Source organism: bacterium, assembly GCA_036524115.1.
GTDB lineage: Bacteria > JAUVQV01 > JAUVQV01 > JAUVQV01 > DATDCY01 > DATDCY01.
The window spans coordinates 1-16,124 of sequence record DATDCY010000176.1 but is presented as its reverse complement, the minus strand read 5'-3'; the positions used below and the strand labels follow the sequence as shown (position 1 = coordinate 16,124).

At 72.1% G+C, this 16,124-nt stretch carries 16 protein-coding genes, 2 tRNA genes and 1 riboswitch; of the genes, 10 read left to right on the top strand and 8 right to left on the bottom strand.

Annotated elements, in window-relative coordinates:
• Positions 1-26 precede the first annotated feature (26 nt).
• From gyrA to VI078_08460, 10 genes are all read left to right on the top strand, one after another.
• Positions 27-2,513 carry a DNA gyrase subunit A gene (gene gyrA / locus VI078_08505; GenBank protein HEY5999325.1) on the top strand — a complete coding sequence of 829 codons (2,487 nt, stop codon included), beginning with the start codon at positions 27-29 and terminating at the stop codon, positions 2,511-2,513.
• Positions 2,514-2,555: 42 nt separating this feature from the next.
• Positions 2,556-3,404: a tetratricopeptide repeat protein gene (locus VI078_08500; GenBank protein ID HEY5999324.1), complete on the top strand. Its 849-nt coding sequence runs from the start codon at positions 2,556-2,558 to the stop codon at positions 3,402-3,404.
• A 17-nt stretch (positions 3,405-3,421) separates the two neighbouring features.
• Complete coding sequence (locus VI078_08495) at positions 3,422-4,180, top strand: HAMP domain-containing sensor histidine kinase (GenBank protein HEY5999323.1); 759 nt, start codon at positions 3,422-3,424, stop codon at positions 4,178-4,180.
• A 7-nt stretch (positions 4,181-4,187) separates the two neighbouring features.
• A complete protein-coding gene (locus VI078_08490; protein HEY5999322.1) occupies positions 4,188-4,928 on the top strand; it encodes a 16S rRNA (uracil(1498)-N(3))-methyltransferase in 741 nt (246 codons plus the stop codon).
• A 22-nt stretch (positions 4,929-4,950) separates the two neighbouring features.
• On the top strand, positions 4,951-5,991 hold the full coding sequence (locus VI078_08485; GenBank protein ID HEY5999321.1) for an RDD family protein: 1,041 nt from the start codon (positions 4,951-4,953) through the stop codon (positions 5,989-5,991).
• Positions 5,957-6,032, top strand: a tRNA-Phe gene (locus VI078_08480). Before VI078_08485 ends, VI078_08480 begins: the two co-directional genes overlap by 35 nt.
• 63 nt (positions 6,033-6,095) lie before the next feature.
• The gene (locus tag VI078_08475) at positions 6,096-7,124 is read left to right on the top strand and encodes a Gfo/Idh/MocA family oxidoreductase (GenBank protein HEY5999320.1); all 1,029 of its coding nucleotides are present in this window, start codon (positions 6,096-6,098) and stop codon (positions 7,122-7,124) included.
• A complete protein-coding gene (locus VI078_08470; protein HEY5999319.1) occupies positions 7,121-8,227 on the top strand; it encodes a DegT/DnrJ/EryC1/StrS family aminotransferase in 1,107 nt (368 codons plus the stop codon). The genes VI078_08475 and VI078_08470 overlap by 4 nt, the downstream gene beginning before the upstream one ends.
• A 34-nt stretch (positions 8,228-8,261) precedes the next feature.
• Positions 8,262-8,370, top strand: a riboswitch (TPP riboswitch).
• Positions 8,359-9,438, top strand: coding sequence for an AIR synthase family protein (locus VI078_08465; GenBank protein HEY5999318.1), 1,080 nt, complete (start codon positions 8,359-8,361; stop codon positions 9,436-9,438). Its footprint overlaps the riboswitch before it by 12 nt.
• Positions 9,439-9,644: 206 nt before the next feature.
• Entirely contained in the window at positions 9,645-10,127 is a 483-nt protein-coding gene (locus VI078_08460; protein HEY5999317.1) for a hypothetical protein, read from the top strand.
• Positions 10,128-10,235: 108 nt separating this feature from the next.
• Here VI078_08460 and VI078_08455 read toward each other — a convergent pair whose 3' ends face one another.
• The 8 genes from VI078_08455 to VI078_08420 all read right to left on the bottom strand — a co-directional run.
• The gene (locus VI078_08455; protein HEY5999316.1) at positions 10,236-10,439 is read right to left on the bottom strand and encodes a 4-oxalocrotonate tautomerase family protein; all 204 of its coding nucleotides are present in this window, start codon (positions 10,437-10,439) and stop codon (positions 10,236-10,238) included.
• Between the two features lie 99 nt (positions 10,440-10,538).
• Positions 10,539-10,637, bottom strand: a tRNA-Sec gene (locus VI078_08450).
• A gap of 295 nt (positions 10,638-10,932) precedes the next feature.
• The gene (locus tag VI078_08445) at positions 10,933-11,193 is read right to left on the bottom strand and encodes a DUF3343 domain-containing protein (GenBank protein HEY5999315.1); all 261 of its coding nucleotides are present in this window, start codon (positions 11,191-11,193) and stop codon (positions 10,933-10,935) included.
• Positions 11,190-12,365 carry an aminotransferase class V-fold PLP-dependent enzyme gene (locus VI078_08440; protein ID HEY5999314.1) on the bottom strand — a complete coding sequence of 392 codons (1,176 nt, stop codon included), beginning with the start codon at positions 12,363-12,365 and terminating at the stop codon, positions 11,190-11,192. Before VI078_08440 ends, VI078_08445 begins: the two co-directional genes overlap by 4 nt.
• A gap of 10 nt (positions 12,366-12,375) precedes the next feature.
• Positions 12,376-13,419 (bottom strand): tRNA (adenosine(37)-N6)-threonylcarbamoyltransferase complex transferase subunit TsaD, encoded by a 1,044-nt coding sequence (gene tsaD / locus VI078_08435; GenBank protein ID HEY5999313.1) that lies wholly within the window; start codon positions 13,417-13,419, stop codon positions 12,376-12,378.
• 5 nt (positions 13,420-13,424) lie between these two features.
• The gene (locus tag VI078_08430) at positions 13,425-14,525 is read right to left on the bottom strand and encodes a divergent polysaccharide deacetylase family protein (protein HEY5999312.1); all 1,101 of its coding nucleotides are present in this window, start codon (positions 14,523-14,525) and stop codon (positions 13,425-13,427) included.
• A 1-nt stretch (position 14,526) separates the two neighbouring features.
• Positions 14,527-15,882 (bottom strand): S41 family peptidase, encoded by a 1,356-nt coding sequence (locus tag VI078_08425; GenBank protein ID HEY5999311.1) that lies wholly within the window; start codon positions 15,880-15,882, stop codon positions 14,527-14,529.
• A 59-nt stretch (positions 15,883-15,941) separates the two neighbouring features.
• A partial coding sequence (locus tag VI078_08420) for a hypothetical protein (protein HEY5999310.1) occupies positions 15,942-16,124 on the bottom strand: 183 nt, incomplete at its 5' end.

The window sequence follows — 16,124 nt, the reverse complement described above, 5'->3', positions numbered from 1 at the left end:
GAACGGGAAGAGACGAGACCATGGCCATGGACAGGACCGCGCTGCCCGAGCAGCTGCTGCCGGTGAACATCGAAGACGAGATGCGCCAGTCCTACCTGGACTACTCGATGAGCGTCATCGTCGGGCGGGCGCTGCCCGACGTGCGCGACGGGCTCAAGCCCGTGCACCGGCGCGTGCTCTACGCGATGCACGACTCGGGCAACACCGCGGACAAGGCCTACCGCAAGTCGGCGAAGACCGTCGGCGAGGTCATCGGCAAGTACCACCCCCACGGCGACACCGCGGTCTACGACACGATCGTGCGCATGGCGCAGGACTTCTCGCTGCGCTACCCGCTCGTCGACGGGCAGGGGAACTTCGGCTCCATCGACGGCGACCCGCCGGCGGCGATGCGCTACACCGAGATCCGCATGGCGAAGATCGCCGCGACCATGCTCGCGGACATCGACAAGGAGACGGTCGACTTCGGCCCGAACTACGACGGCTCGGAGCACGAGCCGCTCGTGATGCCGGCGCGGCTGCCGAACCTGCTCGTGAACGGCTCCTCGGGCATCGCCGTCGGCATGGCGACGAACATCCCCCCGCACAACCTCGGCGAGGTCGCCGCCGCGATCACCGCCATGATCGACGACCCGGAGGTGGACGACCGCAGGCTGCTGAAGCTGGTCCCGGGGCCGGACTTCCCGACCGCCGGGATCATCCACGGCCGCCGGGGCATCGAGGAGGCCTACAAGACCGGACGCGGGGTGATCCAGCTGCGCGCCCGCGCCGTGGTCGAGACCTCGGGCAAGAGCGGCGATCGCCAGAGCATCATCGTCACGGAGCTGCCGTACCAGGTGAACAAGGCGCGGCTCATCGAGAAGATCGCCGACCTCGTGCGCGAGAAGAAGATCGAGGGCATCGCGGATCTGCGCGACGAGTCCGACCGCGAGGGGATGCGCATCGTCGTCGACCTGAAGAAGGACGTGCAGCCGAAGATCGTCCTCAACCACCTCTACAAGCACACCCAGATGCAGACGAGCTTCGGCATCATCATGCTCGCCATCGTCGACCGCAAGCCGCGGGTGCTCGCGCTGCGCGAGATCCTCAGCGAGTACCTGCACTTCCGCCGCGAGGTCGTGGTGCGGCGCACGCGCTACGAGCTGGCGCGCGCCGAGGAGCGCGCCCACATCCTCGAGGGGCTCAAGATCGCCCTCGACAACATCGACGCGGTGGTGGCGCTGATCAGGAAGTCCGCGGGGCCCCCGGAGGCCAAGGCCGGCCTCGTGGCGAAGTTCGGGCTCTCCGAAGTCCAGGCCCAGGCGATCCTCGACATGCGCCTGCAGCGGCTCACCGGCCTGGAGCGCGAGAAGATCCTCGCCGAGCTCAAGGAGCTGCGCGGGAAGATCGCGCACTACCAGGCGGTCCTCGCCGACGAGAAACTCGTCTACGGCATCATCCGCGAGGAGCTGCTCGAGGTGCGCAAGGCCTACGGCGACGAGCGGCGCACCGAGATCGTCTCCGAGGAGTCCGAGGTCACCCTCGAGGACCTGATCGCCGACGAGGACATGGCGATCACGATCTCGAACCAGGACTACATCAAGCGCAACTCCGTGACGCTCTACCGGCGGCAGGGGCGGGGCGGGCAGGGCGCGAACGCGATGGAGACGAAGGAGGAGGATTTCGTCAAGCAGCTGTTCATCGCCTCGACGCACAGCTACCTGCTCTTCTTCTCGACGCTCGGCCTGGTCTACCGCCTCAAGGTGCACGAGCTGCCGCAGGCCGGGCGCGCCGCCAAGGGCAAGGCGATCGTCAACCTGCTCGAGCTCAAGCCCGGCGAGCGGATCTCGGCGGTGATGCCGGTGCGGGAGAAGGAGTTCGAGGAGGAGAGCCGCTTCGTGGTCATGGCGACGGCGCAGGGGGTCGTCAAGAAGACGCCGCTGGCGGAGTACGGCCGCGTCCCCTCCAAGGGCAAGATCGCGATCCACCTCGACGAGGGAGATGCGCTCATCGCCGCGCGCATCACCGACGGCAAGCGCGAGCTGTTTCTCGCCACCTCCCTCGGCAAGGCGGTGCGCTTCGACGAGAACGACATCCGGCCGATGGGGCGCGAGGCGCGCGGCGTGACCGGCGTCCGCTTCAAGGAGGGTGACCGGGTGGTGGCGATGGAGGTCGTCGACCCGCAGTCGCAGATGCTCACGGTCAGCCAGAAGGGCTACGGCAAGCGCACCGAGATCGAGGAGTACCGTCTCCAGGGCCGCGGCGGCCAGGGCACGAAGAACCTCGAGGTGACGGACAAGACCGGCCCCGTGGTCGGCGTGCTGCAGGTGCGCGAGTCGGACGAGGTCATGGTCGTGACCCAGGACGGCAAGACGATCCGCACTTCGGTCAAGGGGATCCGGCTCATCGGGCGGGCGACCCAGGGCGTCATCGTGATCAAGCCGGAGCCCGGCGACCAGGTCGCGAGCATCGCGCGCCTGGTCGAGTCGGGCGACCGCGAGCCGGGCGACCCCCAGCCCGAGGCGGAGAGCTAGCCGCAGCGGCCGGCCGCGGGCCCGCAGACGGACGGGGCCACGATGCGCTCGCTGCTGTCCTCCCGGTGGACGCGTCGCCTGCTGGCGAGCCTCGCCGGCGGCGTCGTGGCGGCCTTCCTGCTCGTGCTCGTCTGCGACCGCCTGGGCGAGAACAAGCTCTTCTCGCAGGCGGAGGCCGCCGCCGAGCGCGGCGACCACCGGCGCGCCGCGGCCCTCTTCGCCGAGTTCGCCGAGCACCACGCGCGCGACCCCCGCGTCCCGGAGGCGCTCTATCGGCAGGCGCGGACCGCCTCGCTCTTCCTCAACGACCAGGAAGGGGCGATCCGCGTGCTGCGCCAGCTCGCCCGGCGCGAGGGCGCGGGGAGCTGGGCGCTGAAGGCGCAGCAGCTGCTCGGGGAGGTCTTCGAGGAGCGCAAGGGCGACTGCCGGCAGGCCATCGTCGAGTACCAGCGCCTGATCACCCTGACGCCCGACGGCGAGGGGAGCGATGCGGCCAGGTTCGCGGTGGCTCGCTGCTCCTTCTCGCTCGGGGACTACGATCAGTCCCGCGCGGAGTTCGAGCAGCTGCTCGAGCGCCACCCGGCGAATCCCCTGCGCGCGCAGGCGCTGCTCGGCGTCGCCAGCACCTGGTACGTCACCGGCCGCTACCCGCAGGCGTTGCAGCGCTACCGGGAGGCGCTCGCCGCCGCGCCGGACCAGGCGCTGGCCGCCGAGGCGCGCTTCGGCGCCGCCTCCGCGCTGGAGGAGGCGGGGGACCTGACCGGCGCGCTCGCGGAGTTCGAGCGGGTCCGGCCGGTCTACCCGAACCCGGCCCTCGTCGGCCAGCGCATCGCCCGGATCCGCGACCGCATCGCGCGCCGGGGCGACCTGGCCGCGCCGCACGCCCCCTGAAGGAGGAGAGAGCCGCCATGCCGACCGATTCCGTGCAGCGCAAGCTCGACCTCTACGAGTTCCTGCTGGACTTCATCGCCCACGAGATCCGCAACCCGCTCAACTCGATCATCATGTTCGGCAACCTGCTGATGGAAGGCGCCTACGGGCCCATGCCGCAGCAGCAGCAGGAAATCATCCGGCGCATCCTGGCCAGCGGCTACCGCATCGAGCACATGGCCGGCGACTTTCTCAACCTGCGCCGCGCGGACGGCGGCGAGGAGGCGCTCCACCGCGAGTGGCTGGACCTGCGCGCCGACGTGGTGGAGGCGACGCTGCGCGACCTGGAGGCGAAGTTCCCGAGCTACAGCGCCCGGCTCGCGCGGGTGCAGCGCGAACGGTGCGGCTCCCCGGTCCGGGTCTTCGCCGACCGCCAGCTGCTGCTGACGGTCTACGACAATCTCTTCTTCAACGCGCTCAAGTACGGGCGCACGAACGGCACGATCACCTGGGGCTGCTCCGTGCGCGGGCGGGCGTGGGAGATGTTCGTCGCCAACGAGGGCCAGGGGGTGCGCCCCGAGGCGCTCGGGAAGATCTTCACCAAGTTCTACCGCGTGCAGGACGAGAAGATGCCGCAGCAGCCGGGGACGGGGCTCGGCCTCTACAACGTGCAGCGCATCGTGCGCCTGCACGGGGGCTCGATCCGCGCCACGTCCCGCTACGGCCGCGACTTCACGGTGCGCTTCACGATCCCGCGGCCGGCGGCGGACGCCCCGGCGCGCCGCCGTGCGAGGTGAGCCGCCGGTGGCCGAGCTGCGCCGCATCTTCGTTCCTCCCGAGGCGTTCGCGGGCGACGAGCTGCTCCTCGAAGGCGAGCGGCTGCGTCACGCGCGGACGGTGCTGAGGCTCCGGCCGGGCGACGAGCTGGCGGTGACGGACGGCGCAGGCGCCGAGTACATTGCGGTGATCGAACGGCTCGGCCCGGCGACGGGGACGGCCAGGGTCCGCGAGCGCAGCGTGCCCGCGCGCGAGTCGCCGCTGCGGACCGTGCTGGCGCAGGCGATGCCGAAGGGCGAGCGGTTCGCGCTCGTCCTCGAGAAGGCGGTGGAGCTGGGGGTCTCTGCGGTGATCCCGGTGCTCTCCGGCCGCACGGTGCCGACCGCGGCGGGCGGGGCGCAGGCTGCCGCGCGCTGGCGGCGCATCGTCGAGGGCGCGCTGGCGCAATCGGGCCGCACCCGCCTGCCGCAGCTGCACGAGCCGATGCGCTGGCCGCAGCTGATGGCGGCACCGGGGCTCCCGGCGCTGCGGCTGCTGCTGTGGGAGCGGGCGGCGCGCGGCATCGGCGAGGTGCTCGGGCTCGCCGCCCCGCCGTCCGAGGTGCTCGTGGCGGTCGGGCCCGAGGGCGGCTGGTCGCCCGAGGAGGCCGAGCTGGCGCTGAGGGCCGGGTTCATCGACGTGCGCCTCGGCCCGCGCATCCTGCGCAGCGAGACCGCGGGCGTCGCCGCGCTCGCCGTTCTCCAGCAGCGCTGGGGCGACCTCGGGTGAGAGGGCCGGGGGCAGGCCGGCCGTGAGGTGCGCGGCCTGCGGGTACCTCAGCCTCGAGCGGAGCGCGACCTGTCTCCGCTGCGGCGCCGCGGCGGGGGCAGGCCGCGCGACGCAGCCGCAGCTGCCGTTCGTCGAGCCGGCGCCCGACACCGGCGATGCGCCCGCGCCGCGCGCGCCCGACGCGGATGGCCCGGTGCCGGCCCCTCCCGCGGAGTCGCGGGGAAGTGGCAGGAAGCGCAAGCGCCGCGCGGGGGGACGGACGAGGGCGTCCGCGCCGGGTCCGGTGGCGCCGCCGGCGGCCGAACCGGATCAGGACGCCGATGAATCCCTCGAGGTCAGCGACGACGACCTGGACGTGCCGCTGGCCGCCCCCGCTCCGGTCCCGGCCCGGGGGTCCGGCCCGGCGCAGCCGCGCGCCTGGCTCGCTCCGCCGGCCGACCTCGAGGAACCGGAGTTGCCGTCCGAAGGCGCCCCGGTCATCGACCGCGTGGAGGAGATCCCGCCGCGGTTCTGGGCCCCGCAGGCGGCGGGCCTCGTGCGCCGGACCGTCGCCGTTCTCGTCGATCAGCTGCTGTTGGCGGCGCTGCTGGGGTTGTTCATCGCCGCCGGCGCGCTGGCGCTCTGGCGGGAGGGGTTCGGGTTCTCGTCACTCCTGTCCGGGGCCGGCCTGGAGGAGACCCTGGGGCCGCTCGCGCTCCTGGCAGTCCTTGCGGGCGCCGCCTACCACGTCCCTGCCATCGCCCTGGCGGGTCGCACGCCCGGCAAGCGGCTTGCGGGGCTCGAGGTGCGGGCCCAGGACGGCTCCGTCCCCTCCTGGGGGAGGGCCGCCCTGCGCTGGTGCGGCGCCCTGCTCGGGCTCGCCTGCGGGGGTGCGGGGCTCGCCTGGGCGCTGTTCGAGCCGCGCCGGCGCGGCTGGGCCGACCTCGTGTCGGACACGCTGGTCGTCGGGCGCGATCCCGGGGCCGCGGTGGAGCCTCCCGGCGTTGACATCGCCCGGGGGGGCGGGTACCATGCCCCCGCTGTACAGGGCCGAGATAGCTCAGCTGGTAGAGCAACGGACTGAAAATCCGTGTGTCCCCAGTTCGATTCTGGGTCTCGGCACCAGGCGCTCGCGACGGGGGGCGGTGCTCCCCGTTGTTTTTTTTCCCCGGGCGGGGAGAGGCACTCGTGACGAAGGCTCGGCAGATCGCGCTCGGCCAGATCGGCCTCGGCTCGTGGGGGCCGAACGTCGCCCGGACCTTCGCGTCGATCGAGGGGTGCGCCGTGCGGCGGGTTGCCGACCTCGACCCCGGCCGTCTCGGCGCGCTCGAATTCCCCGGCGAGCGGCCAACCCTCACCCGCGACTACCGCGAGGTCCTCGATGATCCGGCGATCGAGGCCGTCGCGGTCGCGACCCCCTCGGAGACCCACTACCGCATCGGCCGCGAGGCGTTGCTGGCCGGCAAGCACCTCTTCATGGAGAAGCCGCTGGCGCTCTCGAGCCGCGAGGGGCAGCGACTGGTCGATCTGGCGCGCGGGCGCGGGCTGACGCTGATGGTGGGCCATCTGCTGATGTACCACCCGGCGATCGTGAAGATGGCGGCCCTCGTCCGCGCCGGCCGGATCGGCCGCATCCGCTACCTGGGGATCCGCCGGTGCGCGTTCGGGCGGCTCTCCCGCGGCTGCAGCGTGCTCTGGGACCTCGGGCCGCACGACGTGAGCATCGCGCTCATGGTCACCGGACTGGCCCCCGCGGCGGTGTCGAGCGTCGGGAAGGCGTTCATCCAGCCCGGGCTGCCCGAGGTCTCGTTCATGGCGATCGCGCTCGCGGGCGGCGCGCTCGCGCACATCGAGGAGAGCTGGCTGGCGCCGCAGCGCGACCGCCAGCTGCTCGCCGTGGGCGAGAAGGGGATGCTCCTCTTCGACGAGCTGGCGGCCGACGGCGCGCACCTGAAGCACTTCGCGCGCTCGGTCCGCGTCCCGCGGGGCGGCCGGCCCTTCGAGTATCTGGACGGGGGGGCGACGGCCGTCGCGGTCGAGGGGGGCCAGCCGCTGGAGGCCGAGTGCCGGGACTTCCTGGCGGCGATCCGCCGGCGCCGCCAGCCGCGCGCCGGCGGCGAGAACGCAGTGGCGATACTCAGGGTGCTCGAGGCGGCAGAGCGCTCGCAGCGCGCCGGGGGCCGGGAGGTCCGGGTCGCAGGAGGAGGCAAGGCATGATCCCGTTCATCGATCTCTCCTGCCAGCATCGCCCGCTCGAGGACCGGCTGGCGTCGGTCTTCGCGGAGGTGCTGGGGGGCGCGCAGTACATTCTCGGCCCCGCCGTCGGGCGCTTCGAGGAGGAGATGGCGCGGATGCACGGGGTGCGCCACGCGATCGGCTGCGCGTCGGGGACGGACGCGCTGCTGCTGGGCCTGCTCGGCGCGGGCGTGCGGTCGGGGGACGAGGTCATCACGACGCCGTTCACCTTCGTCGCGACGGCGGAGGTCATCGAGCACGCCGGCGCGCGGCCGGTGTTCGTCGACATCGACGAGGCGACGTTCAACCTGGACGTCACGCAGATCGAAGCCGCCCTCACGGAGCGCACGCGCGCGATCATCCCGGTGCACCTCTACGGGCTGGCGTGCGACATGACGGCGATCGGCAGGATCGCCACGCGGCACAAGCTCAAGGTGATCGAGGACTGCGCGCAGGCCACGGGCTCGCGCTGGATGGGGAAGGTCGTCGGCGCCATCGGCGACGCCGGGGCCTTCTCGTTCTTCCCGACGAAGAACCTTGGCGCCATCGGCGACGGCGGCATCGTGCTCACCGACAACGACACCGTCGCCGAGAAGGTGCGCATGCTCCGCGGGCACGGCGCGAAGGTGCGCGACACGTACGAGCTGCTCGGGTACAACAGCCGGCTCGACTCGGTCCAGGCGGCCGTCCTCTCGCTGAAGCTCCCGCTGCTCGAGGGGTGGAACGAGCAGCGCCGCGCCAACGCGGCGCGCTACCGCGAGCTGCTCGGCGGTGTCGACCAGATCGCGCTCCCCGTCGAGATCCCGGGGGCGCACCACACCTACAACCAGTTCAGCATCCTCACCGACCGGCGCGACCAGCTGCGGGCGCACCTGCAGGAGCGGGGCGTGCCGACGATGGTCTACTACCCGCGGGCGCTGCACCAGCAGCCGGTGTTCGCGCACCTCGGGTACGCGGCCGGCGACTTCCCGGTGACCGAGCGCATCCAGGAGGAGGTGCTCTCGCTGCCGATCTTCCCGGGCCTGACGCCGGAGCAGATCGGCACGGTCGCAGCCGCGATCAAGGAGTTCTTCGTGAAGAACTGATCCGTTCCGGAGCCGCTGATGTCGGCGGTTCCGGGGTGTTGCTTGGGGGAGCTGTCGTCGAGGACGGCTGAGAGGGCCCAGGGGGGGCCGACCCCGTAACCTGTCGGGATAATGCCCGCGGAGGGAAAGCGATGAGCCAGAACGAGTCCCGTCACGACCTGCCCGAGATCGGCAAGATCTCGCCCGAGATCTTCGAGGAGATCATCTACCCGCGGCTGGGGCGCCGCGACCCCGCGGTGCTCGTCCCGCCGCAGCACGGCGTCGACATCGGCGTCGTCGACATCGGCGGCGGCCAGGTCATGGCGGTCACGTGCGATCCCGTCTTCGTCGTCCCGCAGTACGGCTGGGAGCGCTCCGCGTGGTTCGCGGTGCACATCCTCGCCTCCGACGCGGCCGTGTCGGGGCTGGCGCCGCGCTGGATGACGATCGACCTGAACCTGCCGCTCGGCATCGCCAAGGAGCAGTTTGTCGCCCTCTGGCGCGGCATGGCCGCGGAGTGCGAGAAGCTCGGCATCGCGGTCGTCGCCGGGCACACCGCCCGCTACCAGGGCTGCGATTACCCGATGATCGGCGGGGCCACGGTGATGGCCACGGGCCCGTGCGAGCGCTACGTGACCCCGGCGCTGGCGGGCGCCGGCGAGGACGTCGTGATCACGAAAGGGCCCGCCATCGAGGCGAGCGCGCTGTTCGCGGCGACCTTCCCGCGGCGCGTGGCGGCGGCGCACGGGGAGGAGTTCGCGCGGCGCGCCGACGGGCTGTTCTGGCAGATGAGCGTCGTCGAGGATGCGCTGACGGCGGCGTCGGTCGGCGTGCGCGACGAGGGCGTGACCGCCATGCACGACGCGACCGAGTGCGGGCTCTGGGGCGGCCTCTACGAGGTGGCGCGCGCGTCGCGGGTCGGGATGCGCATCGAGCGCGAGTCGATCCCCATGCCCGAAGAGGTCGCGAAGGTGTGCGCGCTGTTCGGGATCGACCCGTTCTCCGCCATCAGCGAGGGGACGCTCGTGCTGACCTGCCGCCGCCACCGCACGCAGGAGGTGCTCGCGCGCCTCGCCGCGAAGGGGATCGCGGCCGCGCGCATCGGCGAGACGCTGCCGGAGGCCGAGGGGATCACGCTGGTCGACGGGGGACGAGCCCGCCCGCTCGAGCACCCGCGCGTCGACCCATTCTGGGCGGCCTTTGGGAAGGCCATCGCGGAAGGGGATCGCTGAGCCCTTGCCATCGTCCCGCCTCCGGTGCTAGGGTTGACGCGTCCTTCGCAGCCAGATCTTCGGCAGGCGCGCAGTTCTTAGCGGCGCGGGAGCGGATGTCGGGTGCAGCTGCATTCGCCCTGAGCCGTTCTCGATGTGGTCGAGATCACGGTGCGGTCTCGTTGTGCCACTGTTCCGAGGGGGATAGGGGTGGAAAGGGGGACGTGATGAAGAAGATCGGTCGGCTCTTGTTCGCGGCGGCAATTGTGGTGGGTCTGGCGGCGTGCAGCGGCGGTGGGGATGGGGGCGACGATCCCGCAAACGTGGTCGGGACGTGGCGGGGGGCGTACAAGATGACGCAGGTCCCCGGACCGGGCGCCCCGGTCATCGTCAAGCTGGTGCAAGACGGCAGCAACGTGGCCGGGACATCCCAGTGGACCACCCGCACCGGATGCGATGTGTCCGGGACGGTCGATGGGAACAAGATCGAGCTCGTGTTCAGGTACCGCAACAATTGGGCGCCCGACGTCGTGTCAGGCACCGTTGAAGGAGATCACATGGTCTTGTCGGGCACCGACGGGACCTACCAGGTTTCGTACGACATCATCAGGGTCAGCAACACGCTGCAGGCGGGAGATCTCGGCGTCTCCGCTGCGCCCGGGGAGTCCGATCTCGGCGTTTCGAAGCGGGACGCGATCATCCGGCAGTAAGAACGCCGAGGTCCTCGTCCAAGGCGCCCCCGCCGCGTGCCCGGCGGGGGCGCCTCGCCTTCAGCCAGTGGTCTGACGGCGACGTCCCCGGATGCGGCGGCGCGGGCGCTACTTCGTCTTCGCGCGTCGCGCGGTGATCGTCTCGCCGGCGATGCCCCAGTTGTCCGTGTCGACCTCGTCGATGACCACGAAGGTCGACTGGGGGTCCTTGCCGAGGACTTTCACGAGGACGTCGGTGACGCCCTTGATGACGGCGGCCTTCTGCTCGGCGGTGACGCCGGTCCTGGTGATGCGGACGTTGACGTACGGCATTCCCGTTCCCCTTTCTTCGTTCCTTTCGTAGGAGGACAGCATTGAATTCTGTCCCCCTGCCGTTCCGTGCCTTCGCCGTTCGCGCGGGTGTCGGGCGTGTGGCGGGAGCGTGTAGGAATCGAACCTACCGCGGACGTGATTAGCGCCCGCCGACCGGATTTGAAGTCCGGGGGGCCCACCAGTGACCCATCCGCTCCCGTGTGGGCAGGATTATACGGCAGAAGGCGCAAAACGCCACCGTGCTCGTGCCGGGCCACGCTTTCGCACAGGGCCAGGCTCGTGACAGGGCCACGGCCCGGGGGCGCCTGTGAACGGTCATAATGCGTCGGCCGCAGGCTGTGTCCGCTGAGTGTGGCCGGCGCATTGACAGTCGAGCAGCCGCTGAGTGCGCTCGCGGGCTGAGGGGCGAAGGGCGAGACGGAAGTGAACAGGCGCCGCCGGGTCGTGGCCCGGCACGGGGACAAGCCCGCGCCGTCGCGGCTCGGCCGGATCGCTACTGAAACGGGACCCAGCCCCCCGGCGCCTCGACGTAGAGGCCTTGCAGGTCGTCCGCGAGCGGCCGCAGCAGCTCCCGCGCCCGCGCGGACTCCGCCGCCGCGAAGCGCACCGTCACGCCGCAGTCGGACGACACCTGGCTCGGCACCGGCACCAGACGCACGTCGGCCACGCCCGCGTCCTTGAGGATCTTCTCGGCCTTGAGCACGGCGTGCGTCGAGTGAAACGTCGCGACGGCGAAGCGGGGCGCGTCGCTCACCGCGCCCTCCCCTTCTTCGTCGCCAGGTAGCGGCAGCCCGCGATCGCCGCGTCGATGTCCGCCTCGGTCGTGAAGAACCCCGGCGCGAACCGCACCGTCCCCTGCGGGTACGTCCCGATCGTGCGGTGCGCGGCCGGCGCGCAGTGCAGGCCGACGCGCGTGAGCACGCCGAAGCCCTCCTCGAGGAGGAAGCCCGCCTCCGAGGGCACCAGCCCCTCGAAGGTCACCGAGACGGTCGGCGCGCGTCTCTCGTCGGCGCCGGGGCCGTGGACGGTGATCCCCGGCAGCGCGCCCAGCCCCGCGATCAGCCGGCGCGTCAGCGCCTCCTCGCGGGCGCGGATCAGCTCGAGGCCCGTCTCGGCGATGAACGACACCCCGGCGAGCAGCCCGGCGAGCCCGACGCCGTTGGGCGTGCCGCTCTCGAGCCGGTCCGGCCAGAAGACGGGCTGCTCCTCGAGCTCGGAGTTGCTGCCCGTGCCGCCGCGAAAGAGGGGCTCCGGCTCCACCCCCTCGCGCGCCCAGAGACCGCCGGTCCCCTGCGGCCCGAAGAGCGCCTTGTGCCCGGTGAACGCCAGCAGGTCGACGCCGTCCGCGATCACGTCGATCGGCTGCGCGCCGGCCGACTGCGCGGCGTCCACGAGCAGCAGCGTCCCGGCGGCGCGCGCCAGCGCCCCGACCTCCCGCAGCGGCAGGATGGCGCCGCTGACGTTCGAGGCGTGCACCGCCGCCAGCAGCCGCGGCCGCGAGCGCAGCGCGCGCTCGAGCGCCGCCAGGTCCAGCCGCCCGGCGCCGTCGCAGGGGAGCACCTCCAGCGAGATCACGCCGCGGTGCTCCAGGTCCCGCAGCGGCCGCATCGTCGAGTTGTGCTCCATCGAGGTCGTGAGCACCCGGTCGCCCGGTCGCAGGATGCCGTAGATGGCGGTGTTGAGCGCCTGCGTGGCGTTGAGGGTGAACGCGACGCGCCGCGAATCGGGCGCGCCGATGAGCGCCGCGAGCGCCTCGCGGCAGGCGAAGACCGCGCGGGCGGCCTCCTGGGAGCGGTGATGTCCGGAACGCCCCGGGCTGCCGCCGACTTCGAGCGTGAAGTGGGACATGGCCGCCGCGACCGATGGCGGCTTCGGGAAGGAGGTCGCGCCGTTGTCGAGGTAGATCGTCGCGCCGGTGCCGCTCACGGGGGGCATCCTAGCACACGCCCGGCTTCATCTTCGCGGCGGGGCGCAGGTCCAGGCCGGCGAAGCGCCCGCGGCGCGCGAGGTGCCAGGCCGCGGCGGCGATCATCGCCGCGTTGTCAGTGCACAGGCCCGGCTCGGGGAAGAGCACGCGCAACCCGGCCGCGGCCCCCTGCAACGACATCTTTTCGCGCAGGCGGGAGTTGGCGGCCACGCCGCCGGAGACGACGACCGTCGCCAGCCCTTCGGCGGCGGCGGCGCGCAGCGTCGTCCCCACGAGGGTGTCCACGACCGCTTCCTGGAACGAGGCGACCAGGTCCCGCAACTGCCTGTCGGAGAGGGCCGGCACGGGCTGGTCGTTGAGGCGGCCCTCGACACGGCGCGTGCCGAGCGCGTGGTTGACGACGGCGGTCTTGAGGCCGGAGAACGAGAAGTCGAAGGTCGCGGCGCGCTGCAGGCCGCGCGGGAAGCGCACGGCGTGCACGTTCGCGCCGGCGGCGAGCCGGTCGATGGCGGGCCCGCCGGGGTAGCCGAGGCCGAGGAACTTGGCGACCTTGTCGAGCACTTCGCCCGCCGCGTCGTCGCGGGTCTGCCCGAGCACGCCGAGCGAGAGCGGGGAATCCACGCGGAACAGCGTCGTGTGCCCGCCGGAGACGACCAGCGCCAGGTAGGGGAAGCGCGGCCGGGATTTCGCGAGGAGGATGGCGAGGGCGTGCGCGTGAAGGTGGTTGACCTCGATCAGCGGCACGCCCCAGCCGAGCGCGAGCGCCTTGCCGAAGGACGTGCCGACCAGCAGTGCGCCCATCAGGCCCGGGCTGGAGGTCACGGCGACCGCGCGGACTTCCGATGGCTGGACGCCGGCGTCCGCGAGCGCGGCCTGCGTCACGGGCACGAGGTTCTCCAGGTGCTTGCGCCCGGCGATCTCCGGGACGACCCCGCCGTAGGGGCGGTGGTCGTCGATCTGCGAGGCGACGATCGAGGAGCGCACCCGCCGGCCGCGCTCGACGAGAGCGGCCGCGGTCTCGTCGCAGGAGGTCTCGATCCCGAGGATGAGCATGGTCTCTACGGGAGGGCGACCGCGGTCCGTCCCGCGCGCTCCTTCGCCGGACGCGACTGGCTGGCGACGGCGGTGCCGGCGCCGGCCGCGGGCGGCACGAGGGCGGAGAGCCGCACGAGCGTGACCCCGGAGTCGAGGAGCTCGCCGCGCAGCTCGCGGAGCGCCGCGATCGTCTCCGGGTGCGGGTGGCCGATCCCGATCGCCTGGCCGTGCTCGTGCGCGATGGCGACGGCGCGGCGCAGCTGCGCCCGGATGAACTCCGGCTTCACCTCGGCGTCGAGGAAGACGTCGCGCTCGAGCACCGGGACGCCCGCCGCCCGCGCGGTCTCGGCGCCGCGCGTGGCGGCCGTCGTGCGGCTGTCGAGCCAGAAGAGGCCGCGGGCCTTGAGCTCCTCCATCACGGGGACGAGTCCGGCGGTCTCCTCGGTGAAGCGCGAGCCCATGTGGTTGTTCACGCCGACCGCGCGGGGCACCGCGGCCAGGCTCTCGCCGAGGCGGGCGCGCACCTCCGCCGCGCTCATGGAGACGAGCAGAACACCGGCCCCGGCGTCCTTGCCCCCCTCCTCCCGGGGCTCCATCGGCTGGTGCAGGATCATCTCGAGCCCGAGGCGCCCGGCCTCGCGGACCGTGGGCGCCGTCGCCGGCAGGCCGGGGATGACGGCCACGGTCAGGGGCAGCTCCAGCGCCGCGAGCGCCTCGAGATGCGAGATCCTCTGCCCGAGGTCATCGATCACGATCGCCAGGCGGGGGCTCTTGTCGGTGTGCGCGGCGCCTGGCGGAGCCGCCGGCCTGGCAACGGGCGGCGCTTCCTTCGGCGGGCGGTCGGGCCGGGTGGCGGGACGCGCCGCGACCACCGCCGGCCGGGCCTTGGCGGTGGCGCGCGTCCGCTCGGCGGGTTTGCGCGCCGCCGTCTCCGCCGTCGGAACCGGAGCCCCCGCTTCCGGGCGCTCCCGGTCGCGAAGCGGCACGACGAGCGCGGCGACGATCACGCCGAGGACGGCCACGGCGAGCAGGAGGCGTCGGGTCAGGCGGTCCTGGCGGCGGAACCAGCGGCGCAGCCGGCGTTTTGGCGCCGCCTTCCGTCGCCTGCGCTGGCGCGGGGCCACGTCAGTTCGCTTGCGGCGTGGACGCGCCCCGCGTCTTCTGGAAGATGTCCCAGGTCTTGAGCAGATCCAGCGCCCGCTGGAGCTGGAAGTCCTCCGCGTCGCTCAGGGTTTCGCCGTCGGCCTCGGGCTCCTCGGGGGCGGGCGTCGCGCCCGCGGGGGCGGCTTCGGCCGGCGGCGCCTCCGTCGGCAGGTGGCCTTCGAGATCCTTCTCTTTTTCACTGTGACCCGGCGGCACCTTCTTCACCTGGATCGTGGCGTTGGGGACGAGGATGTCCGGCTTGATGCCGGTGTTCTGGATCGAGCGTCCCTTCGGCGTGTAGTACTTGGCCGTCGTCAGCCGCAGCCCCGAACCGTCGTCGAGCGGGATAACGGTCTGAACGGAGCCCTTGCCGAACGTGTCGACGCCGAGGATCACGGCCCGACCCCAGTCCTGGAGGGCGCCCGCGACGATCTCGGAGGCGGACGCTGAGCCGTGGTTGACGAGCACGACCATCGGGAAGTTCGTCCGCCCGTCGCCGTCGCGGACCTTGTACTCGGCGTTGTTGCTCGCCTTGCGCCCCTTGGTGTAGACGACGAGCTTCCCCTTCTCGAGGAAAGAGCCGGAGACGAGCACGGCCTGGTCCAGGAGACCGCCCGGGTTGTTGCGCAAATCGAGGACCACCCCCTTGAGCGCGGGGTTCTTCGTCCACATGTCGTTCAGCGCCTGCTCGAGGTCGTCGTCGGTCCGCTCCTGGAACTGCGTGATGCGGACGTAGCCGACCTGTTCGTCGATGACCCGCGACTTCACGCTCTTGAGCTTGATGATGTCGCGGACGATCGTGAAGTCCTTCGGCTCGGTGAGGCCCTCGCGCATGACCGCGATGGTGACCGACGTCCCGGGGACGCCCCGCATCTTCTTCACGGCGTTCTCGACGCTCATGTCCTTGGTGGACTCGCCGTCGACCTTGACGATCTTGTCGCCGGCCTTGATGCCGGCGCGCCAGGCCGGCGTGTCCTCGATGGGGGCGATCACCGTGAGCGTGTCGTCCTTGAGCCCGATGGTGATGCCGAGGCCGCCGAACTCGCCCTTCGTGTCGACCTGCATCTCCTTGAACATGTCCTCGGTCATGTAGGCGGTGTGGGGGTCGAGCTCCTTGAGCATGCCGCGGATCGCGCCCTGGACGAGCTTGCCCGAGTCCACCTCGTCGACGTAGTTGGCCTCCACCAGCGAGAGCACCTCGGAGAACAGCTTGAGGCGGTCGTAGGTCTCGCGGCCGGCGGCGGCGTCGAAGCGGGCGACCCCGATGATCAGGCTGGCGAGCAGGGCCAGCAGCACGAAGGTCCCCGGCCCGAGGTTCCTGTTCCTGAGCACTCCCATGACGAGTGTGGCTCCTTCCGTTGCCGAAACGGGCTCTTCCGCCCGGCGTTGCCGTTCGTTTATCCGTGCGCGGCGGCGGTCGCCGCGTATTCCTCCAGGTAGGCCATGATCGCCTCGTCGAGGCCTGCCGGGGCGCGGCGCCGTGCCGGGGCTGGCGCGGGCTGCGCGGCCAGCGACGGTGCCGGGGCCTTGGCTGCCTTTGCAGCCGACGCCTGCGCCGCAGCCGCCGCAGCGCGCGCGAT